We start from the raw sequence: 22,310 nt of genomic DNA, 5'->3' as shown, positions 1-22,310 counted from the left end.
AGGTCCGCCAGCTATCATTGGTGAGTACTGGTCTTTGTGACCAGGCCGGGAGTGAACAACAGCAAAGCAGTATGATGAGTCGATAGCAGATTAACACGGGGACGCTTTTGTAAGGTTCCCATAAGTTAGCATTTAACTATTAACTTTAAAGCAGCTCAAAAATATTCTCTATCTCCAAACTGTTGAATTGATCTCCCAGTTTAAATTCCTGCATATTATGAGAATGCAATTTAAGAGATACATATACCTGGCAATGTTCACCATGCTGTTACAGTTCATTGTCTTCAAGTATTTCTACCCGTTTCCCAACTTTATGCAGGATTCTTATAATTACCTGCGTAGTGCTGCTGCAAATGTGGATGCAAATATGTGGCCGGTAGGATATGCAAAGCTGATCAGCGTTGTAGGTTTCTTTACGCATAGCGATACTATACTTGTTTTTATACAATATTGCTTTTATCATATCTGTGCGCTTTATTTCTTCTATACTTTACAAGACCTGACATACGTGCATCGCTGGGTACGCCGGATTGTCTTTTGTATACTGTTCCTCAATCCAGCCATTTTGTATCTGAGTAATTATGTGACCAGCGATGTTTATTTCATCGGTATCAGTCTGGTGTGGATATCGCAGTTATTCCGGCTTGTATATCAACCTTCGAAGTGGTTGTTGGCGGCTCACTTACTGGTGTTGATGCTGGCATATACAGTGCGGTACCATGCTTTAATCTATCCGATCATCAGTATTACAGTCATCGTCTTCTGTCCGTTCTCTGTAAGGGTAAAAATTGCCAGCGGTATGATTATGGCCAGCGTGATCGGTGGTTTTATGCTATACACAACAGCTGTTAATCAGCAAGTGATGGGAACCAGGCAATTCTCTGCTTTTAGTGGATGGCAGATGGCCAGTAATGCTGTTTATGCCTATGCGCATATGCCTGAAAGACCGCCTTTGGATGTACCAGCGCAGTTTGTAGCTATCCATGCTAAAGTAGTCCCTTACCTGGATTCACTACAACGGGTGCCGATGCCTCAGCGGCCGGATGGATGGCCGATGATGGCATTCTATTTATGGGATCCTGGTTCTCCGTTGCAACCATCGCCTGGTGCCGTGAATATAGCAGATAATGCGATGCATCTTCGTCAGATGGCAGCGGTGGCGCCATTGTACAATGATTATGGTAAATATCTGATCAGTCAGTATCCGCTGCAATATTTCCGTTATTATCTGTTACCTAACTTTTTTCAATATGCTTATCCACCAGTAGAGAACCTGGCCGTGTACAACGATGGCCGTGATACGGTGTGGCCGGTTGCACAGGCCTGGTTCCACTATCCTTCCAATAAAGTCTATACACGATCCGGTGTACGTGAATTGGTGATCTTCGACTGTTACCCTGCTTTAATGCTTATCGTTATCCTGTTTTTTATTTCCGGCTGGATCGCTTATTACCGGGTTGGAGGACCGTCATTTGCAGATAACAGATTCAGAAGTGCGCTGCGGATCGGTACGTTTTACTGGATTGTACATTATGGTTTTAGTGTGCTGGCATCTCCGGTGGTGCTTCGGTATCAGTTGCTGAACATGATTCTGGGAGCAGCATTTGGTCTGCTTTTGTGGCAGATAAATATTCTCCGTATCCCGGCGCACCGAAAACATTCAGCAGCCTAATTGCGCCGGTTTTAAACTGTTTATCCTTGTCGTAGCAACTGATTGCCAGGAATACAAATAAATGGTCCGGTACTTCCTGGCCAATAAGCGCTTCCATTTTTACGCCGGAAAATTTATTCCCTTTTACCGGTATCAAAGCAGAAGATTGCTGATAGCACCTGAAGGTAAGTTGTTCAAAGTCTATTTCGGCTACGCCGATATTGATCTCAAAATCAACAACACCCGGAGGTAATACTTTTCGAATTATCTTAGGATATAACATCGTGTGGTCTAAGTAGTGTGTTGCATCCCGCATATTGCATTCAGTCATGGCGTAATTGAAAATGAAAAGATCATCCAAGGCAATTCCTGTATTTAATTCTATGCCTGTTAACAGATGCAGTAATCCGGGCCTGATGTTGCGTTGTCCGGGAGGGGCATCAGTGTCTGATTTTATTATCTGTGAGAATGTTTTAGTGAGCGTAGTATGCCTGCTTCTGTCGTGTACGGGCTGTTGCATACTTTCCATGACGGTACGCATCAGCTTTGCATAGCGGGCTGCCCTGGTAAAATCCTTCCAGTTGTCGCGAACGCGTTGAAATCTTTTATCGTTGTGCAGTGTTTCTTTTGAATGACTGCGGACTCTTTTAATGACGTGTCTGTTTTCTTTAGGTGATGTCATGATATTAGTGTTTTGTACCGATACTCCGATACAAGCAAATACGCTATCAGGTAGCGCAGCATAGCTGTACCTGGATTACGGCGTTTGAATTATTTGTCAATAAGTAAGATGGGTGATATTCCCTTTTAATGGTCCTGGGGATGGACACTGCGATCAGGTGAAAAGTCCTGAATCCGCAAGCCTATAGCGTGGCAATCGCATGCAGGGAACGAAGTCGTAGGGGAGAAAGTCGTAGGATACTAAGTCGAAGGAACAGGGACGTGCAAATATGATTATCTGACTGCGGTTTACCAGAAAGCAAATGCAGTCGATCTACGAGATCGGACAATCGGGCAAAGTGTGCGTTTAAGCACATCGTTCGTAAATTTTTCATGTTATGTGTTTTTATTGGGTTGACTGTTATCAGGCTGGGATCATCGTTTCCAGGATAGTTAGTTCTTTGGACACTGTTATTGCGGCTAGTTCTGTCTTTATGCTTTGGGTCTACAAACAGCTAATAAGAGTCGGTTATAAAATGATACTTATACTAAGTTAAGTAAAATACTTAAACGGCAGTGTCGAATTGATATAAATATTTTCAGCAAAAGTCTTCCTACCGTTCGTCCCTGCTTCACCGCGTCACCGTCGATGCGTTGACGCGGTACCACATATTGTAGCTTCCCCTGCGTGTCGCTTTGCCGTAACATTGTATTGTCAACCGCCACATCAGGGCTGCGTCAGGAATAGGAGAGAGACGCCTTCTGTTTCACCTGGAGCGGTGGTTACAATGAAATGATTTTCTTAAACTTTAAAACTTAAAAACAATGGCTAGATCTAATAATAATCCGTTGACAAAAGGTGCTTCAGGCACTATTGCAGATTTATTGACTTTCAGAACAAGGCGCTCGGGCCGCGTGGTAATGAGTGCAAAAAGAGGTGAAAGTAGTGTGCCGCCTACCGCAGAGCAGTTGGCCATTCAACGCCGCTTCAAGAGAGGTGTGATTTATGCCAAGGCCGTATTGAAAGATCCTACATTGAAAGCTTATTATACTGCGCTTGCAGGACCTGACCAAAGTGCTTATAATATGGCTTTGAAGGACTTCATGAGACCTCCTATTATTGAGTCAATCGGTACTGACGATTATCATGGCGCAGTAGGAGATCCGATTCTTATCCTGGCGTATGACGACTTTAAGGTTGATAGCGTCAGGGTGGTCATTCGTAATGCCGCTGGTGGTGTCATTGAGCAAGGAAATGCTGTTTTGCAGGTCAATGGACTTGATTGGGCATATACTGCTACTACTGAAAATTTAGTATTGACAGGAACGATTATTACCATCATTGCTGTGGATACACCAGGCAATGAAGTGACGAAAGAATCAATTTTGTAGGAATTATTGATTGTTAAAGCCTCCGCAATTTTGCGGAGGCTTTTTCTATTAGTTTCTTTGCGCAGCAACTTTGATATTATAATATGCTTCTATCGCTTGAATCATCCTTTCCGTGTCCATTCCAATCCGCACTGCGATATCACCAAAGGATTGACCATGTTGTATAATCAGATCAAAGGCGGTCATCATCTTCAGCATATGACTGCAATCATGTATGCTGATGGCAAAATAGCTCAGGAAGCCTGCTTCCATCTCATGTTCTGGTATGTGGAACATCCGGGAAAAATATCTCAGGTCACAGCGGGCATGAGGGTATGTCCGCATGTATTCGAAGACTTTATTGTAGTTGTCGTTTTCTGCTGGAGGAACGACCATGGCCACATTATACTGGCGACAAAATATACGGAAGAGATCGGCGCAGCATCTTTCCAGGAATACAGCGGCGTCATCCCGGAGATAACGGCAGGTCAGTATTCTGGAGATCAGCATCCGGTTGACAGTTGTTACGGTAAACGGTTGTTTGTTGATCACCTGGTTACCTAAGCGATGTTGCTGCAGTCGTTTGTGGAGATCCGGAAAGTCTTTTGTCAGCGCGGATATATGTTCGGGTAATATGTTGATTAATACGGATAATGCCTTCAGATCTTCTTCCAAAGGCAGCCGGCTTACGCCTGGTTCAAGATAAAAGAGATTACAGGTGTCTTCTTCCAGGTGGAACGGTTCCGCATCCGGCGTTCTTACGTCCAGTCCGCTTTCAAACATATAATGTAGTGTGTAAAGCGGGTGCGGCACATAGGGAAGAATGTCTTGCGCCCCATCTGCTACAACATCATGGATCCATAGGGAGTAGGCCCCCAGTAACATATGCTGGGACAATACATACACCTGGCCATTCTGCCAACAGTGTACATTGGCGTAGGGCAATAATAATTGAAGATACTCTTCGGGTATTCGGGCGGTATTCGTATTACCAATACGCTTTCCTTCCAATGGAAGCAACCTCGCATCTCCATGTGAAAATGCTGACATTTTATGGTGGTTTGCTTTATAACAAGGAACGTCGCCCAATGGTTCGGTTTATTCTTTCTTTGTAGCCTCTTTAATGAGATATTCCATAAAGAGGAATGCAAAGGAGGTCATCACCAGGATCGGGAACAACTGGAAGCGGAGGGCGATCGGCGAGGCGAAGACGCTAAAGCCGAAGTTGGTCAGCCAGAGGCAGACAACCAACAATAATCCTTTTCCCATGAGCGGGTGCTGTTTATAGCCCTGTAGTAAGAGGAAGCCGATCATACCCAGGAAAAAGATCACATTCATTGTTCCTACCAGGATGGGGTAATAGTTCAGGATATCGACCTTAAAGTCCTTGAATTTTGTTTCGATCTTATTGCTTTTGTATTCAAACCAGGTCTGGGCGATGGGATGGACGATCTCCTGGCCCGTGCTGTAATATTCCAGGAATTCAATGGGAGGGGCGTAATATTTTAGGGCGTTAGGGAGCAAATAGAATTGGGCGAATTTCCAGGGGTATTGCATGATGATATATTTGCCATATTCTTCATACAAGGGGGCTACACTGGCCCATCTTTTTAATTCCGGGGCAGTACTGTCCTTTTTGAACTGGTTCTGCATATAGGTCCGTAATGGGGCGCCAGGCGTCCACATGTAGATCGTACTGGCGACCAGGTTTTCCTCCGGGTGCCGGGGATTACCGACCGTGCTGTCAAAATACTCCCTGATCATCCTGTCGAGTACCTGGTACTTTTTGGGGACCGGTTTACGCTGTTCTTTAGGCACAAACTTATAGGCATACATTGCATTATTGGCCATCTGCCAGCCGGTAAACGGTGTGAAAATGCTCTTTTTGCTCAGTTCGTAGTATTGGTGTTTGTTGTATTGAATGAAGCTGCCGATCAGGATCACACAGATCGCCAGGCCCAGTATTTTCTGCAGCAATGCCTGCCGGGACAGCAGGAAAGCGATGCCGGCTATCAGCGGATAGTATAGTGCGTTGTATCGCACAGTAAAGGCGAGAAACAGGACTAATGCGTGATAGATCATCAGTTTCCTGGAGTGGCGGTAGACGATCCAGAGTAAGATCGTAAACCAGGTCAGACTAAGGGAGAGAAACAAGGTATCGCTGGATACATAATTAGCGAGATAGAGGAAAGCCGGGTTAAACAACATAAATCCGAACAATCCTATCCTGGTATATCTGTGCGGGTTATAGAAGTAGAATAAGGTAAAGACCAGCGATAAGATGCTTGCCTGTAACATCAGGTATTGAAAAACGACCAATGCCGTATCAGAGTGGGTGAATACACTAAATAACCGAATGAACATAGAATACCCGACAGGATAGGTATTGATGGATAAGTTCAGGTGTGCGGTCTCCATGTAGGCGTAGGAGTCGCCATTAATATAACTGGCAAAGGGATACAGGTATTTAAAGAATAACAACTGCAATAAGATTCCGATAATGGCAGTCCATACGTAAGGGCGGTTATTGGGATCTTTAAAGATGTAATCTTTGAGACTTGGGTTACTCATGAGGGCGCTGATTGTGGTTAACGGGTCTTTTAAAGTTAGGTGGTACGTCGGGAGGAATAGTTAGGAGATAAAGACAATTTCTGATAATCGCTATCTCCTAAGTACTATCCCGGTGAATGCATTTATATTACCCGTCGTTAACCATCTATACGATATGAAACAGCTACTCCTTTTGTTTGCCCTGGGACTCGCCAGCTGTACTCCTGCTCCTCATGCCGACGATATGCCCAAAGATCCCAAAGCCTTACCTCCCATTGTGTTGTTAAAGGGAGATACGGTGTCGAAGTTCAGTACTGACAGTCTGGCGAAAGGACGCCCTACCTTGTTGTATTATTACGGCCCTGGTTGTTTGCCTTGTGACACTTTCACACAGAAAATGATAGCAGCGATGGATACGTTGAAGGATATTAACCTTTTGTTCATCAGTGCTGGTAGTTTTCATGATGTGAAATTGTACCAGGAGAAGTATAACGTGGAAAAATTCCCGAATGTGAAACTGGGGTTAGATTATAATAATACGTTCTTCCGCTATTATGGCGGACAGGCATATCCGCTGCTTGTATTTTATGATAAAAACAGACAGATTAAACGTGCGAATTTAGGATCGTTGCCATTGGATACGGTCCGTGCGATCATTGATATGTAGCACTTCGGCTACAGGAGTAATAATCGGCTACCTGCATCATCATGTTCATCACATTGGGGAATTCCGAGATTTTGGCAATTTCCGACATGGCCGTTTTTTGTTCCTGCATCATGTCATAGATCATCATCATCCTTGCCGTGTGCATAAAGTCATGTATAGATACGGCAAAGTGCTGTTTGAATTCGAATGACAATTTCTTAGGTGTGGTATCGAACATGTAACCGAGTTGGGTGATGGTATTTTTCTTGAAAGGATGTTCCCTGATGTAGTTCAACAGTTGGTGGGTACTTTCAGTGTTCAGCACACTGTCAACCATGAGCGGCTGGTGTAAATTCGCTTCCTGTGCCGCGATATTTCTCAGCAGATCGATACAGATCCTGAAGATATATGGATATGCTCTTTTCACGGTGTATCTGCAGGAGAGCATTTTCTCTATAAGGAAATCGCAGATAGGATTGCTGTTGTAGGGATGTGCGTTTAATGCGCCCGCTTCTTTCCTGTCTAATTTTGTTAAAGCCTCCAATCCAGGAAATTCTTCTACCATTGCTTTCAGTACTTCCTGTTCGACATTGATATGTACGGACAGGATTTTTTTTCCTGCCGCCATCGGGATGCGGTGTAAACCAGCCGGAAGATTGAAGAGATTAAATTCTTTTTCTTCCAGGAGATAGCTGGGTGCAGACGGACTTTCAAGATGCAGGCTTTCTTCATAGAGGCCGTGCAGGGACCAGATATGTGACGGAATAAAAGGACAGAGTACAATATTTTCTTTTGCCCAGATATCATGGATCCAGAGTGTAAAGGGACCAAAGTTGATGTTCTGGGATAATATTTCCGCTTCTGCATCTTCACGAAAATAGGCGCCCGCTGCCGGAATGATCAGTGATTCAAATTCCTCCGGGATATCGGTTGGTAATACATAGGAGGGATTTAATCTTTCGAATAGTAGTAGCTTATTAGTGCCAGAAAGTGTAGTACCCATATATGGTTATTTAGTATCCGTAAATAGACGGGATGTGTTGCTTCAGACAACTTCTCTCAGACGGGTACGGATCACTTTCAGTGCACGGCTTGCCTGGTTTTTTACTACCTGTGGCTGGATGTTCAGATCCTGTGCTATTTCTTTATGACTCCAGTCCTGCAGATAAAGTAGTTCAAATACTTTTCTGCAGGCAGGCGCTGACACATAAGTAGCGGCCTGACGGATTTGTTGGCCCAGTTCCTTGTTCTCCAGATTTTGAGGAAGGGCAGCATCCGTGGCTGTGTAGTAGGTGTGTGTTACGAACTTACGCGCTACTTCATTGCGTCGGCATTTATAGGCATATTGCAGATGTACGGCTCTGAACAGATAGTGTTTCAGAGAGATATTGATCGTCAATTGTCTACGTCGTTGCCATAAAGAAGTAAAGATCTCCTGTACCATATCTTCCGCTTCATGTTGGTTGCGTACCTTATGGTATGCTTCCGTCAATAATTGCGGGCGATATTTCTCGTAGAGTGAAGCAAAAGCATTTGCATCCCCGTTTTTCACTGACAATAATAATTCTTCCTCGTGAAATAACATCATTTTAGATTCAAAACTGCATAACAAAAAATAAAGATCCTGTAACGTCATCTGATGTGTAAGACACTGTCATTATCAAAATAATAATTGAAGTGTCCAGTGAACTCTAAGTCATCCAGGAAATGCCGCATGGGCCTGGATTTGTCGATGTATCCTGTAAAGCGGCGCTGGCCGGTATTCGGATTGTCATAAACGACTTTTATTCCGTACCATCTTTTCATCACTTTGCATAATTCGTCTATAGTCGTTGCCCGAAACACATAAGTACCCACCCGCCATGCTAAAATTTCTTCCGGATCAAAACGTATCATCTGCAAATTCTGACCTTGTTGATATCTTACTGAGAATCCTGGTTTCAACATGAGCGTCGTAGAATCAGTCTTGAGTTTGATTGCACCTTTGATCAGCGCAATTTGCTCGTATGTTTTATCGTAGGTATTGACATTAAATTCCGTTCCGAGTACGTGAATAGTACTTTTAGGCAGATGGACGATAAAAGGTCTTTTGACATCTTTGGCGACGGACAGATACGCTTCTCCTTCGATGGTGACTTCGCGTGTTCTGCCGTTGAAAGAAACGGGGAATAACATTTTTGAATCAGAGTTGAGTTGTACTTCTGTACCGTCTGCGAGTTTAATTTTATAATCTTTTCCTGAAGGGACAGTGATTGTGGCGATGCCTTTTCCTGATTTATTGGCTTTGATAGAGAGTTGTTTTTGTTGTGCGTTGAGGGTGACATCACCAAGGGTAACTTGTTGCTGCGGGCTGCCCAGATTGACGATTTCGCCATCGGGCAGCTGCAGCGCAACAGTTTTCAGGGACAATCCATGGACGTTTGCCGTGCGCTTATCCAGCTTTTCCGGCTTGATGAATAATATGTAGATACTCGGGGCTGCCAATGCCAGGAGTACGATGGTCAGTGTTGTGCGTACAATAACGCGGATCCATTTTCTTTTACGGATCTTTGCCCATACTTGTTCAAGGGGCAGATTTTCAGGTGACAGCGCCAGGAAGGCCTGTTCCTCAGGACCTGAAAACTGGTCGTAGATGGCGTTTCGGATAATACGCGCTTCCGGTTCTTCTTCGAGCAGTTTTTTGAGGGTGGCACTGTCTTCCGGGGTTATGATACCGCCTAGTTCATCCAGTACCAGTTGTTCTATCTGGGTTTCGTCTATCATAGCACTTTTAGAGTCGGAAAAAAACTCAAAAGGTACTTATGATAAGCTGTGTTTCAGATTTTCACGTAGGACTTTCAACGCGCGGTGGATGTGGTTTTTTACCGACTGAACGTTAATCTCCATCTGGTCTGCGATTTCTTTCAGGCTTTTTTTGTGGAGATACAACTGTTCAAAAGCCAGTCTGCTGGCAGGTGTGATGCTGTCAATAGCAATGGCCAATTGCCTGCCTAGTTCTTTTGTTTCTATAGGCGAGGTGGTAGTATAGGTATCCGCCAGCCATATGTATTGTTGCTTTTTCCCCCTGGTACTGGTCTTTTTACGGATCAGGTCGACACATTTATTCCTGACTACCTGTATCAGATAAGCCTTCAGACATTGTGGTGTATCCAGCACACGGCGTTTATCCCACAGCCAACAAAAGACTTCCTGGACAATGTCATTGCCTTCATCTTCATCTTGTAGCTTACTATATGCTTCAATGTATAAGCGACGGCTGTAACGGCCGAATATAGTGTTGAAGGCGATTTCATTGTCATCCTGCAGGAGGGTGAAGAGATGTTCATCGCTGTAACCGTCTAGTGCATGCATACCAATATCAGAATGAATAGTTATACAATAAGCTGTATACGGAATTCAAGGGATAATAATTGATTTGAGGATTCACAGACAATGATGAACTGTATTTTGTACGCTTGCTAAACTACTGAATCTCAAATTGCGAGAAGTTAATGCCGTGTTAACGTGAGTAGATTTTTTGTAACATCTGGAGGTGTTTAAATTTCTGTTAAATCTGGGGAGTACTTTTTATTTTGATCGCCGACTGACTTTGGGAATGGCTCAATAGTTCCAATCAACCAACCAATTTTTTGAATTACTAGCTTGAATATTATCGTTGTGAGTGTGTGAATTTGTCGTGTATCTGAACGGCGCTTATTGCTATGCTTTTTATTTAAAACTAACACCAACCATCTATGTACATCTCTACGCCTCGCAGTAACCTGCTAGTCAGGTTTATGTCTGTCTTTTTATTATGGTTTTCTTTTTCTGCGTTCTCTGAGATAGATCAGACCGGGAAGCAGAAGGTGACGGTTATTGCGAAGAATGAGACGTTGGAGAGTGTGTTTAAGCAGATAGAAAAGCAGACGGGACTAAGATTTATGTATTCAACTGATGCCGTTAATGTAAATGAGATAGTGAGTGTTGAGTTTGAAAAAATGATGTTAGATGACGTGTTGAGAGAAACGCTTGGAAGGAGAGGCATTAGGTGGGTATATCGACAACATATAGTCTCTCTTATATCGCTTGATACGCAATTTACGACGAAACATTCAACTAGTGATAAATATGTGAATGTTTCAGGAAAAATCATAGATAATAAAGGAAACCCGATACCCGGAGCGACAATATTGATTAAAGGAAGCAATAAGGGCACTAAATCAGATAGTGACGGGAGCTTTTTGTTGGTGGGGGTAAGTGATAATAGTATGCTAATAGTTCGTCACATAGGATTTGGATATAAAGAGGTAGAAGTAACTCAGAAAACGTTGATTATTCGTTTAGATGAATTGCCTGGAGTACTTGATGAAACTGTAGTAGTTGGGTATGGAATAATTACGCCAAGATTTAATACTGGCAATGTTATTTCAATAAAGTCCGATGAGATCGCTAGAAGCCCGGTATCAGATCCTTTATTAGCTTTACAAGGAAAGGTCCCGGGAATGGTTATTACACAGACTACAGGACTATCTGGGGGACAGGTAAAAGTTCAGATTAGGGGGCAAAATAGTTTGAAAAATGGAACAATACCGTTATTTATAGTAGATGGAGTACCTTATCAACCTGTTGTTTCTGCTCCTGTTGGAGGAACTTATGGAGCCTTGGGAACGGTCATTTCCGCATTGAATTTTATCAATCCGAGAGACATTGAAAGTATAGATGTTTTAAAAGACGCTGACGCAACTTCCATTTACGGTGCTAGAGGAGCGAATGGCGTTGTACTGATTACCACGAAAAAAGGAAGGATTGGTGAAACAAAAATTGACGTAAGTTTAAATAGGGGATTACAAAATCTTCCCAGGAAAAGGAAATTATTAGATACTCAGCAGTATCTAGATATGAGAAGAGAGGCATTTAGAAATGATGATATGGCTCCTTCTTTGCAAAATGCGCCGGATTTAATTTTATGGGATACAGCGAGTTATGTTGATTGGCAAAAGGAATTGTTAGGCCGAACAGCCAGCTATACAGATGGACAACTTAGTTTTTCTGGAGGGGTAAGCTCTGTTCAGTATCTTCTTGGAGGAAATTTTCACAGAGAAACAACAATATTTCCAGGAGATTTTTCAAGTAATCGAGGAGGTGTCCATTTTAATATAACAGGTAATTCTCCTGATCAAAGATTAAGAGCATCTATTACAGGAAACTATACCATAGACAAAACCAATTTTCCGGGATTTGATTTTGCAACTAAAATAAGCTTACCACCTAACGCTCCTAGTGGGTATAATCTCGATGGCACTCTTAATTGGGCGAATTCAACTTGGGATAATCCATATGCGCAATTAATGACGAATATGGTTGATGGCAAGGTTAATAACTTGGTTGGAAATATTGACTTAAGTTACAGAGTTATTGAAGGACTAGTTTTAAAGGCAAATTTAGGTTACACAGAAACAAGGAACAATACATTTTCTGCTTATTTAATTGCTGGGCTACCTCCTGAGCAAGCTTCGACGGCTACAGCGTCTGGAGCATACACAGATGTTAAATCCACCAACTGGATTACAGAACCGCAACTTACTTTTCATAGAAGTCTTGGTAAAAGTCAGATAAATATTCTGTTGGGAGCAACGTTACTTGGAAGTTCCTCAGATGGTAAGTTGCTATATACCGACGGTATTTTACAGGATGCTCTTGTTCGTTATCCTGGTGCGGCAAAGTCATATACAATAAGTGGTATAGGACGTAAGTATAAGTATTTAGCTTTCTTTGGACGATTTGGATATAACTTAAGGGATAAATATATAATTAATTTTACGTTGAGAAGAGATGGAAGCAGTCGATTTGGTCCACGAAATCAATTTTCGAATTTTGGATCATTGGGTATTGGGTGGCTATTTTCTGAGGAGAGTTTAATTAAAGAAAATTTTTCAATATTGAGTTTTGGAAAGTTAAGAGGAAGCTATGGTATTACAGGTAATGACCAAATTGGAGATTATCAATATTTAGATCAGTATAAATTTGTGGAAAATTTATATCAAGGTGAAAAAGGCTTGCGTGTTCAAGGACTATATAATCCTGATTTTGCGTGGGAGCGTACACGTAAGACTGAAATAGCGTTGGAATTAGGTTTTTTGAAGGATAAAATTCTTATAAACTCGAGCTATTATAATAATTATTCGAATAATCAACTTTTAAGCTATGATGTTCCCATTATATCAGGAGCCTCTACACTTACGGGAAATCTTCCTATAGCTATTCGTAATAGTGGAATCGAACTTGTGCTAACTAGTCAAAATGTTAAATCCCAAAAGATTGAATGGGCAACGTCAATTAATTTTTCTAGAAGTCGAAATAAATTAGTGACTGATTATCAGAATATTTTGGGCACTAAGCGGATTGGTAGGCCTTTGTCAGAGATTCTTACATATAAATCACTGGGTGTTAATGAAGAAACAGGGGCTTATCAATTTGCAAATAGTGAAGGTAAACCTGTAGATGCGATAGATGCTGATGGGGGATATAGTCTTATTAATCCAGCTATTGATTTTTTTGGAGGGATACAAAATAACATAAAGATAAAACAATTTCAGATTGATGTTTTTTTCCAGTTTACAAAGCAGGTAGGCAGAAATAGTGAATATGACCCTAATTGGATCCCTGGCGAAATTAGAAATCAGCCGCAATCAATAGTTAACAGATGGCGTAAACCTGGCGATGTTGCTGTTTTTCAAAAAGTTAGTCAAAACCTTGCTCTGTATGATAACTATGCATTCTGGGTTCGTGCAAGTAATAGTGGATATGCAGATGCCTCTTTCCTGAGATGTAAGAATGTTATGTTATCATGGTTAATGCCTGAGAAATTGCTCAATAACTTACATTTAAAGATGTGTAGAATATACATTCAAGGCCAAAATTTATTTACTATAACAAAATATAAAGGATGGGATCCTGAAACTCAGTCCGTAGATGTAATCCCTCCACTTAGAGTATTGAATGCAGGATTTCAGATGAGTTTTTAAAATCACTAAGTATGAATAATATAGTTAAGATACTTTGCATTGCTATTTTATGTCTATTTATTTGTGCATGTACTAAATTTTTGGATGTTGGAGATCCGCCTGATAAAGTAGCCGCCAATTTTGTATATTCATCTAATAGTGGAGCAGCAGGAGTATTGACAGGTGTTTTTTTTGATCTACAAAGGCAAGGAGAAGGATTTGCACAAGGAAGAACAGGAATATCTTTATTTTGTGGACTGGCTGCAGACGAATTTAATGCTTTGCCAATTAGCTCATTTAATGATATGTATACCAATACATATCCGTATGATTTTTGGTCGGTATATTACAAGTTTATTTATCGTATTAATATCGCGCTGGAGGCTATTGGATTTTCCGAAAAATTGTCTCCTGATGTTAAAAAACATCTTCTAGGGGAAGCGTATTTCTTACGTGGATTTATTTATTTTTATTTAGTGAACATGTATGGAGATGTACCTTTACTTCTCACTGGAGATTATAAGTTAAATAGTAAAGCGGCACGTGTAGATAGAAATAAAGTATATGACCAAATCATTAAGGATCTTCTTGATGCAGAGACTTTTTTAAGCAGTAATTATTTGGAAGCTAATGTCAGAAATATTAGTATTGATCGAGTTCGACCTAACAAATTTAGCGCAAAAGCCATGCTTGCTAGAGTTTATTTGTATAAGCAAGATTGGATAAATGCTGAATTAAAATCTACTGAAGTACTAAGCCAAAAATCTTATTATGATACAGTAGCTTTAAATGAGGTATTTGCTAAGAATAGTAAAGAATCTATATGGCAGCTTCAACCGGTGTCAGATGGAATTCGATTGAATACATTAGATGCTGAAATGTTCACTTTGATAAATGGTAAACCAGATCAGTATTTTAATCCTGTTTGGGTAAGTGATTTCTTAAATCACGCATTTGAAATAGATGATCAAAGAAAGAATAAATGGCTAGGAATTGCCCAAGATACATCGACAAAGACAGAATATTTGTATATATCAAAATATAAGTATTACAGTAGAAATGATGTATCCAAAGAGTACTTGACTGTTCTAAGAGTCGCAGAACAATATCTTATAAGAGCGGAGTCAAGGGTGCATTTAAATAAATTGTCACAAGCAAAAGCCGATCTGGATATTATTCGTATTAGAGCTGGCCTTAAAGAAATACAACTAGGTTCAACAGATAGGTTATTAAATCAGATTTATCATGAGCGACAAGTTGAGCTTTTCGCTGAATGGGGGCATCGTTGGTTTGATCTGAAAAGAATAGGTGAAATCGATCAAGTAATGACTGGCGTCTCACCTCATAAAGGAGGTACTTGGGTTTCTTATAAACAGCTTTTCCCAATTCCATTATATGACTTGCGATACAATGTTAACCTCATTCAAAATGCTGGTTATCCTTCAAACTAAAATTTTTAAATAAACTCGATTTTAGAAAATAGTTGCTATTTCCAAACTAATTTTTACACTTGGTTATGATATTGGGTATTTAAATTCTATTTTATTTTTGATATGAAGATCGCGTCTTGTTATTATAAGGTTCAATATAACCCAATAGTTCTGTTTATTATTCTTTTTTTTGCTTGCTCTAATGCGGTTGCGCAAAAATTAGTTTTTGACTATGAGTCAATTAAATCTTGGCAAACTCTTGGACAATATGATATTTCCAATAATGGAAGATACATTTGGTATGAGAATCTATCTGCGGTGGGTGATTCTCTTATTATCTTATCACGTGATGGGACTTCTCGAAGAGCCTTTGATGATTCTCGAGGTGCCGTTTTTTCGATTGATAGTCGATGTGTGATTTTTAGGCATGCAAAATCTGTGAGCGTATTTGATTTGGAGAGAAATAAGTTGCATGGGTATCAAAATGCAAAGAGTTTTATATGTTCTCCCCAAAAAAAATGGGCAGCTATTTTTTTTGATACCTGTATCATCGTGAAGAATTTGATAAATTATAAAGAGCAGATTTTTAAGAAAGTTAGTAGATTTCAATTTGATATTAATGACGATGCTTGTTGGGGACAAATCAATGATAGTCTTTTTTATTTTAATTTAAAAAATGAGAGTAAGACATTTTGTAGCTATGAAGTCATTCAAAGTGATATATCTTTTAGTGAAAAAGGAGATTTAGTTGCGTTTAATTCGAAGCTTGCTGATAGTAATATAGTATCTATATATAAAAAAGTGAATGGGCGTATTGAAAAGTGTGGTATCATTAAAATAGCAAATTTTGCAAATGGCTATTATATATCAGATGAAAAGCCCTGGTTTGGCAATGATGATAATTTTTTATTTCTTAAATTGAGAAGAAGAAAAAATGAGATAATCAATCAGAAAATTTTTACTGATAGGTTGAATATTTGGCACTATAAAGATCGGTGGTTACAATCTCAACAGCTTTTGCATTTAAATGAGGAGACATCTCAATCTTATATTGGTGTTTGGTTACGTAAGGAGAAAAGGTTCATCCAACTTGAACATTTGGATTCTACTTTGGTGAATTATCCTCGCGGGAATTATGTTGTAAAAAGAAGAATAACAAATGAAGATGATGCTTATTGGAATAATGAGGAAACGTCATATTGTCGATTATTTGACATTTCTAGAAATAAGGAAATTCGATTCATGCCAGATTCTTCTAGGTATGGTTATTGGGATATGTCGCGTTCTGAAAAGTATGTATTGTATATGGATACAATTACGCAACATATTTATTGTTATGAGATCAATAGTAAGAATACGATAGATCTAACGGAAGGAATATCTTCAAGAAGGGACTTCAGAGATATGGGTCTTCGTCGGCCAATACAATTTGATTTTGGAGGATGGACTAAGGATGAAAACGCCGTAATAATATATGATAGATATGACCTATGGCTTGTCGATCCGAAAGGAAATAATAAGGCAGTCTGTTTAACGGATGGCTGGGGGACAGAGCAGAAAGTGGTATTAAGACTAGCTTGTAAACTTGAGAATTTTAGTCTAAATGATTCTATTCTCATATCTGGGCTCAAAGAATCTAATAAATGGAATGGGATTTTTAAAGCAAAATTGAGCTGGAATAAGAGTAAGTTAAATGGTGAGTTAGGCCCATATGTATATTATTTTCCGGCATTGTATTTTGGTTCACCTATGCCTCCAATAAAGGGAGGCAACTCTAATATATTTCTTTTGCAGAAGCAGAGTGATACACTAGCATCTAATCTTTTTTTAACCCAAGATTTTCACTTTTTTAAGCAACTCTCTTTTTTTTCTCCTCAAAAGACATATAATTGGGTGACTTCTAAATTGATACAATGGACAGCATTGGATGGCTCAAATAGAATGGGGATACTCTATAAACCGGAAAATTTTGATAGTACGAAAAAGTATCCAATTATATTTAATTATTATGAATTGAGAAGTAATGAGTGCTTCAAGTTTCTTCGACCAGGTTTAAGTGTAGGAGGATTGAATATTCCTTGGTATGTTAGTCGGGGGTATTTGGTTTTTGTGCCAGATATATGGGGCCATTCCATTTATCGTGGAGAGAGTGCCTTATCTTCTATTGTATCTGCAGCTAATTACTTAACTGCAAAATATAATTGGATTGATGCAAAAAAAATGGCTTTGCAAGGTCATAGTTTTGGAGGGTTCGAGACAAATTATATTGTTTCTCATAGTGATCTTTTTGCGGCAGCTCAAGCCTCTGCTGGACCATCGGATTTTATAAGTGGTTTTGGCGCAATTGGTTTTGGTGGAAGAAGTCTCGCAAATTTGCATGAAGAAGGCCAACTTAACTTGCGTGCAACTCCGTGGGATAGACCAGACATCTATGTGGAGACCTCGCCGTTGTTCAATGTGAAGAAAATTAGTACCCCTTTGCTTTTAATGCATAATACACAGGATTTTTCAGTGCCGATTGCTCAATCTATTGAGTTATATATGGCTATGAGAAGATTGAAGAAACGAGTATGGTTATTGGAGTATGATCAAGAAGAACATACTCTAAGTAATATTGATAATATGCTGGACTTTACCATCAGACAACAACAGTTTTTTGACTATTACTTAAAACAAAGCTTTCCTCCGTATTGGATGACAACAGGTGTTCCTGCTAATGTTAAAGGATATATTTCTGGACTTGATTTAGATTCTTCAAAAGCCCAACCTTAAATTGGGGGTGTTAAGACATCTGTAAAGGTTAAAGATACATTCCCTTGAATTGTAATATTGGAATTAAAAATTGAGAGTGTTAAGATATATCCCCACGAGCAACAGCATCTTCTCCTAATTATCGGAAGTGATTAGTTTGCGCTCATTATGATCCAAGATTTATCACAACCAAGAGAAGAAGCAGCGGTATGTATGTCTGTCACTGAAAAAGAAGCGGTTACTTTCAGAATGGCAGCAAAGTAACCTGAAGATGAAGGTATTCTGTGAACAAAAACAAATATCAGTAAATGCGTTGAAGAACTGGATAAAGCAGTTCGATATTGGACGTAAGAGAAAAGTATGCCTACGAGCAACTGCATCTATGTAATAATTCAGGAGTGGCTTAACTTCGGTCAAGTTTCCAGTTATGAGGTAAGTATCCGGTAGACAGCATCTATGTGATGATCTTTGAGATTGTTACTTTTGCTTTGTGATCCAGATATGCGGAAGAAGTTCTTTGATTCTATTAATGGGATGGTCGTTGATGACTGTTAAAACATGTTTCAGCCAAAGGCTGGGATTAATATTGTGCAGCTTACAGGTCGCGTTCAGGCTGTAAAGCATCGCGATTCGTTTTGGTGACTCATGGCTTCCGGCAAAGAGGTAATTCTTCCTTCCGATCACGTAAGCATCCGGTAGACAGCATCTTCGGCATGTGAATCTGAGGCTTTACGTTTACATTGTTTAAATATGCCCTATATGCAATCATCCAATAATTCCACGATACGTTCGTTTACAATATCAGAGAAGAAGAGTATCGCAATGCAATGGAGCCAGTCGAATGTAAAAATGCAAGTGTTTTGTGATAATCATGGAATCACGCTGTCTATGTTAAAGAACTGGAGGAAGCAGTTTTCTGCTCCTGCAAAGGTTCCCCGCTGGAAGCATTTTATTCAGGTCAAACCTGCGAAGGCGGTTGTCCCAGATGTGACACTCCCATTTGCTGAGATTATATATTTATCAGGCACCAGGATCATTTTTCATTCAGCTGTCAACACAGACGTGATAAAGGGGCTGTTAAACACTAAGTAAATGCTGGCACTATCATCCTCATGCAGATACTTTCTGTATGCCCAGCCAGTCATGATAAGTAGCAGCTTTTATAAGCTGGCGGCTGTAAATTCTGGTCATGTTGACCCACTATTCTGGGATGTTGACCCACCTGCGAAGCAGGCAATAAAAGTAAGAGCTTGATGCTGTGTAAAAATACGATGTGTTACTGATTCTCAGATGCCTTTTTTCTCCTCATAGAGTCTCCCTTTAGTTCAATACGATGTGCATTTGCTGTCATTCTGTCAAGGATAGCATCAGCTAACGTTGGATCATTAATGTACTCATGCCATTTAGAGACTGGTAGTTGTGATGTGACGATGATACTTTTCTTACCATAACGATCTTCAAGCAGTTGCAGCAAAGTAAGCCGGATTTCCTGTGTCATTGGCGTTAAGCCAAAGTCGTCCAGCACGATTAAGGTTTGTCGTTCCAGGTGATTAAGCAGTTTAATGTAGGAACCGTCAAGTTTAGATAAGGTAACCTTCTCAATAAGGCGGTTCATGTTCAAGTAAGTTGTTTTATAACCCTGAAGGCATGCCTGATGCCCTAAGGCACAGGCCAGATGGCTTTTTCCGCAACCAGTTGCGCCTGTAATCAGTACATTCTCTCCGTGCTGTAAATAGCGGCCTTCGCTTAGTAGTGCGAGCTGCTGTTTGCTTAAATTGCGTCTGGGACTACAATCTATTTGTTCAATGGTTGCAGGCAGACGCAGCTTGGCCAGCTTCAGATAATATGCGGTCTTCTCATTAATACGATTTTGCTCTTCTGATTGTACCAGATGGGCAATCAGGTCATGACCTTCAAGTTGTTGATTCATGGGTAGGTCTAATTGAGTTTGATACGCCTGGAACATGCCCTGTAGGCGAAGTGATTGCATTTGTTGAAGTGTTTGTGTCGTGTTCATTTTTGTTTATTATTTAGTGATTATTGATAGTGGTCTTTACCTCTTATATTATCATGTAGAGGTATAGATGATGCTTCTGAAGCAGGAGCCGATTTATCCATTCCTCTCTCAAGGATGTTTTTAATGAGCGTATAGTTTACGCGAGTGCCAGTCAATGCTCTATTGCAGGCTGCCTCTAACCTGTCTGAACCATATTTCTTCTGCAGCATCAACATTCCGAAACAGGCTTTGTAATTCTGCTCGATATAGATACTGTTTTCAAGCATTAGCCCTGCTGCCTGATGGGTCGATGTTCCAATACGAGCTGCCTGTTGCAACAGATCCTCGCGGTTCCATCCTTTGATCAGTTGCATACGCTGGTGATGAGGCGGCATATGTTCGGCTAGCGTTGTATATGCTTTATTGTGACCGTCTCTTCGATGTAGTGCAATGCGTTGGTGATCCAGATAGACTTCCACCGTCCGTTGATCATAAAGTACTTTAACCTTTTTACCGACATGGACATAGGGAACACTATAGTATCTGTGGTCTTCTGAGAGCTGAACGTGATAGTTACGCTGAACAGTGAGTTGCACCACTTTTTTGGCACTAAATGGTTGTGGCGGTAGTGGCTTCAGAGAGGATTGTTCCTGCTGTTCAAAATAATGCCAGCGACTGTATGGGGTGCTTTTGTAAGGTTTATTATTGAGTAGCAGCAGTTGCTCGTGCACAGCCGCATTAAGTGCCTTAAGATTGGTAAACTCCCGTTTCCTAAGTGGGCCATATACGTTGTTATATATGATATTTACAGCTTTCTCGACCATCGCTTTATCACGTGGGCTGTATGGTCTGGTCGCACTAAAGGTAGTGGCATAATGCTCACTGAGTTGTGTACAGATATCAGTAAACAATGGTTCATAGCGATTTGGCTGCTTTACAGCGGTTCTTAGGTTATCACAGAGAATCGTATTAGGAGCTCCTCCATAGAATAATAGCATAGCGTTGATGCAATGAACAAAGTCGGCTGTTTGCTGACTATGTACTGCCTCGCAGAAGATAAGCCCGCTAAAAGGTAGAATTGCGATAAATACTTCCCATTCGATCAGTTCTCCGGTAGCAAGATCAATATAATGGAGCTTTTTACCTGCAAAGTCGATCATGATCATATCAGCAATGGAATATTCCATATGCATTGTCACATCCAGTTTCTTAAGATACTGGTTAAGGTGATGACAATAATGGCTGTAAGCGTATCCATCAGGATGCTGCTGTAAGTATTCCCGCCAAAGCAGTTGACGGGTGACTCCAACTTTGCCTAATTCTCCCTGCGCGTATTTCAAATGGACAACCAGTTGTTCAAGTCGATGCATATCGTGAACGGTATTGTCATTGGTATACGCCTTTTCAGCAAGAGCTTTATTATCCGGATGCTGTTGCTGAGTAGAATCATCAGAGAGTAGACACAGATATTTACGCACGCTATTGCGGCTAATACCTATGCGGCGTGCCATCTCCCGTATTCCAACTCCATCATTGTGAAGTTGTAAAAGCTGTCTTAATTGTTCCATTGCAATGGGCGTTTGTGTCATGCTCCCACATTTTTAGGAGCAAATAATAACAAAAGCCCTTACTAATGACTGTCCGCAGGTGGGTCAACATGCCAGAATGGCAATCCGAGCTGTGAACACAGCAACCCAAGGTGGGTCAACATCCCAGAATTATTCGGCAATTAGCTATTTTATTAATAATTATGGGTGGGTCAGCATCCCAGAATGGTGGGTCAACATGAATCAGAACGGTGGGTCAACATGGTCCAGAATCTACATCAAAGATCATCACATAGATGCTGTCTACCGGATGCTTACCTAAAACAAGCAGCTTAATAATTTGTCCATTTTTTTGTTGCAAATCCACTTCAATTAAATAATTAGCTCGTTCCCTTTTCTGAGAGGGCTTTAGAACTTTTTTGTTAGTATGTCCTTTAACATAGCATGATCAAGACTTAGATCAGCATATAGCTTCTTTAAGCGAGCGTTCTCTATCTCTAAATCCTTTAGACGCTTAAGTTTCTGGGATTCCATCCCACTGTATTTTTTGCGCCAATTGTAAAAGGTAGCTTTAGAAATGCCATGTTCGCGGCAAATGCCAACAACGTCTCGACCGGAGTCGAACTCTTTCAGTAAGTTCAGAATTTGAGTTTCTGTAAATGTGCTCTTTTTCATATCGGGGTAGCTTAAAATTACAAAATTTGTCCATTTTAAGCTGTCCTATT

At 40.5% G+C, this 22,310-nt stretch carries 17 protein-coding genes and 1 pseudogene; 8 read left to right on the top strand and 10 right to left on the bottom strand.

From position 1 onward, the window contains the following. Positions 1–217 precede the first annotated feature (217 nt). Together CPIN_RS00240 and CPIN_RS00235 are read left to right on the top strand one after the other, a co-directional pair. Positions 218–1,672, top strand: coding sequence for a hypothetical protein (locus CPIN_RS00240; RefSeq protein WP_012787735.1), 1,455 nt, complete (start codon positions 218–220; stop codon positions 1,670–1,672). Between the two features lie 1,464 nt (positions 1,673–3,136). Further along, positions 3,137–3,703 carry a hypothetical protein gene (locus CPIN_RS00235; protein ID WP_012787733.1) on the top strand — a complete coding sequence of 189 codons (567 nt, stop codon included), beginning with the start codon at positions 3,137–3,139 and terminating at the stop codon, positions 3,701–3,703. Between the two features lie 48 nt (positions 3,704–3,751). On the opposite strand, the gene CPIN_RS00230 is transcribed toward CPIN_RS00235, so the two are convergent. After that, the gene (locus tag CPIN_RS00230) at positions 3,752–4,732 is read right to left on the bottom strand and encodes a hypothetical protein (protein WP_012787732.1); all 981 of its coding nucleotides are present in this window, start codon (positions 4,730–4,732) and stop codon (positions 3,752–3,754) included. Between the two features lie 48 nt (positions 4,733–4,780). Further along, the gene (locus CPIN_RS00225; protein ID WP_012787731.1) at positions 4,781–6,253 is read right to left on the bottom strand and encodes a hypothetical protein; all 1,473 of its coding nucleotides are present in this window, start codon (positions 6,251–6,253) and stop codon (positions 4,781–4,783) included. A gap of 154 nt (positions 6,254–6,407) precedes the next feature. Between CPIN_RS00225 and CPIN_RS00220 the strand changes: the two genes are divergently transcribed. Beyond that, positions 6,408–6,899, top strand: a complete 492-nt coding sequence (locus CPIN_RS00220; protein WP_012787730.1) for a thioredoxin family protein — start codon at positions 6,408–6,410, stop codon at positions 6,897–6,899. Here CPIN_RS00220 and CPIN_RS00215 read toward each other — a convergent pair. Genes CPIN_RS00215 through CPIN_RS00200 form a run of 4 tightly spaced genes read right to left on the bottom strand, consistent with a single transcriptional unit; the run spans position 6,886 to position 10,229 of the window. Beyond that, the gene (locus tag CPIN_RS00215; protein ID WP_012787729.1) at positions 6,886–7,881 is read right to left on the bottom strand and encodes an AraC family transcriptional regulator; all 996 of its coding nucleotides are present in this window, start codon (positions 7,879–7,881) and stop codon (positions 6,886–6,888) included. The two genes, CPIN_RS00220 and CPIN_RS00215, sit on opposite strands and share 14 nt — an antisense overlap. Before the next feature lie 42 nt (positions 7,882–7,923). Beyond that, complete coding sequence (locus CPIN_RS00210) at positions 7,924–8,466, bottom strand: RNA polymerase sigma factor (RefSeq protein ID WP_187294730.1); 543 nt, start codon at positions 8,464–8,466, stop codon at positions 7,924–7,926. Between the two features lie 44 nt (positions 8,467–8,510). Beyond that, positions 8,511–9,641 carry a FecR family protein gene (locus CPIN_RS36160; protein WP_012787727.1) on the bottom strand — a complete coding sequence of 377 codons (1,131 nt, stop codon included), beginning with the start codon at positions 9,639–9,641 and terminating at the stop codon, positions 8,511–8,513. 36 nt (positions 9,642–9,677) lie between these two features. Beyond that, the gene (locus tag CPIN_RS00200; RefSeq protein WP_012787726.1) at positions 9,678–10,229 is read right to left on the bottom strand and encodes an RNA polymerase sigma factor; all 552 of its coding nucleotides are present in this window, start codon (positions 10,227–10,229) and stop codon (positions 9,678–9,680) included. Between the two features lie 425 nt (positions 10,230–10,654). Here CPIN_RS00200 and CPIN_RS00195 point away from each other — a divergent pair, with 425 nt between their 5' ends. The 4 genes from CPIN_RS00195 to tnpA (CPIN_RS39755) all read left to right on the top strand — a co-directional run bounded on the left by CPIN_RS00195 (position 10,655) and on the right by tnpA (CPIN_RS39755) (position 18,430). Continuing rightward, complete coding sequence (locus tag CPIN_RS00195) at positions 10,655–13,882, top strand: SusC/RagA family TonB-linked outer membrane protein (protein ID WP_187294729.1); 3,228 nt, start codon at positions 10,655–10,657, stop codon at positions 13,880–13,882. A gap of 11 nt (positions 13,883–13,893) precedes the next feature. Further along, positions 13,894–15,312 carry a RagB/SusD family nutrient uptake outer membrane protein gene (locus CPIN_RS00190; protein ID WP_012787724.1) on the top strand — a complete coding sequence of 473 codons (1,419 nt, stop codon included), beginning with the start codon at positions 13,894–13,896 and terminating at the stop codon, positions 15,310–15,312. Positions 15,313–15,414: 102 nt separating this feature from the next. Next, positions 15,415–18,063: an alpha/beta hydrolase family protein gene (locus CPIN_RS00185; protein ID WP_012787723.1), complete on the top strand. Its 2,649-nt coding sequence runs from the start codon at positions 15,415–15,417 to the stop codon at positions 18,061–18,063. A 157-nt stretch (positions 18,064–18,220) separates the two neighbouring features. Then, positions 18,221–18,430, top strand: coding sequence for an IS66 family insertion sequence element accessory protein TnpA (gene tnpA, locus CPIN_RS39755; protein ID WP_411914125.1), 210 nt, complete (start codon positions 18,221–18,223; stop codon positions 18,428–18,430). Between the two features lie 89 nt (positions 18,431–18,519). On the opposite strand, the gene CPIN_RS39550 is transcribed toward tnpA (CPIN_RS39755), so the two are convergent. Further along, the gene (locus tag CPIN_RS39550) at positions 18,520–18,666 is read right to left on the bottom strand and encodes a transposase domain-containing protein (protein WP_083781045.1); all 147 of its coding nucleotides are present in this window, start codon (positions 18,664–18,666) and stop codon (positions 18,520–18,522) included. A 126-nt stretch (positions 18,667–18,792) separates the two neighbouring features. Between CPIN_RS39550 and tnpA (CPIN_RS39750) the strand changes: the two genes are divergently transcribed. Further along, on the top strand, positions 18,793–19,134 hold the full coding sequence (tnpA, locus tag CPIN_RS39750; protein WP_044217497.1) for an IS66 family insertion sequence element accessory protein TnpA: 342 nt from the start codon (positions 18,793–18,795) through the stop codon (positions 19,132–19,134). A gap of 184 nt (positions 19,135–19,318) precedes the next feature. Here the strand turns inward: tnpA (CPIN_RS39750) and istB are convergent, their stop codons facing one another. The 3 genes and pseudogenes from istB to CPIN_RS00160 all read right to left on the bottom strand — a co-directional run. Further along, a complete protein-coding gene (istB, locus tag CPIN_RS00170) occupies positions 19,319–20,059 on the bottom strand; it encodes an IS21-like element helper ATPase IstB (RefSeq protein ID WP_012787721.1) in 741 nt (246 codons plus the stop codon). A 20-nt stretch (positions 20,060–20,079) separates the two neighbouring features. Further along, the gene (istA, locus tag CPIN_RS00165) at positions 20,080–21,627 is read right to left on the bottom strand and encodes an IS21 family transposase (RefSeq protein ID WP_012787720.1); all 1,548 of its coding nucleotides are present in this window, start codon (positions 21,625–21,627) and stop codon (positions 20,080–20,082) included. 328 nt (positions 21,628–21,955) lie between these two features. Then, positions 21,956–22,260 (bottom strand): annotated as a pseudogene (locus CPIN_RS00160) (transposase); the annotation flags it as partial. Between the last annotated feature and the right edge of the window lie 50 nt (positions 22,261–22,310).

The organism is Chitinophaga pinensis DSM 2588 (assembly GCF_000024005.1).
Classification (GTDB): domain Bacteria; phylum Bacteroidota; class Bacteroidia; order Chitinophagales; family Chitinophagaceae; genus Chitinophaga; species Chitinophaga pinensis.
The sequence above is the reverse complement of the archived record's forward strand: the minus strand, read 5'-3'. Positions and strand labels throughout refer to the sequence as shown.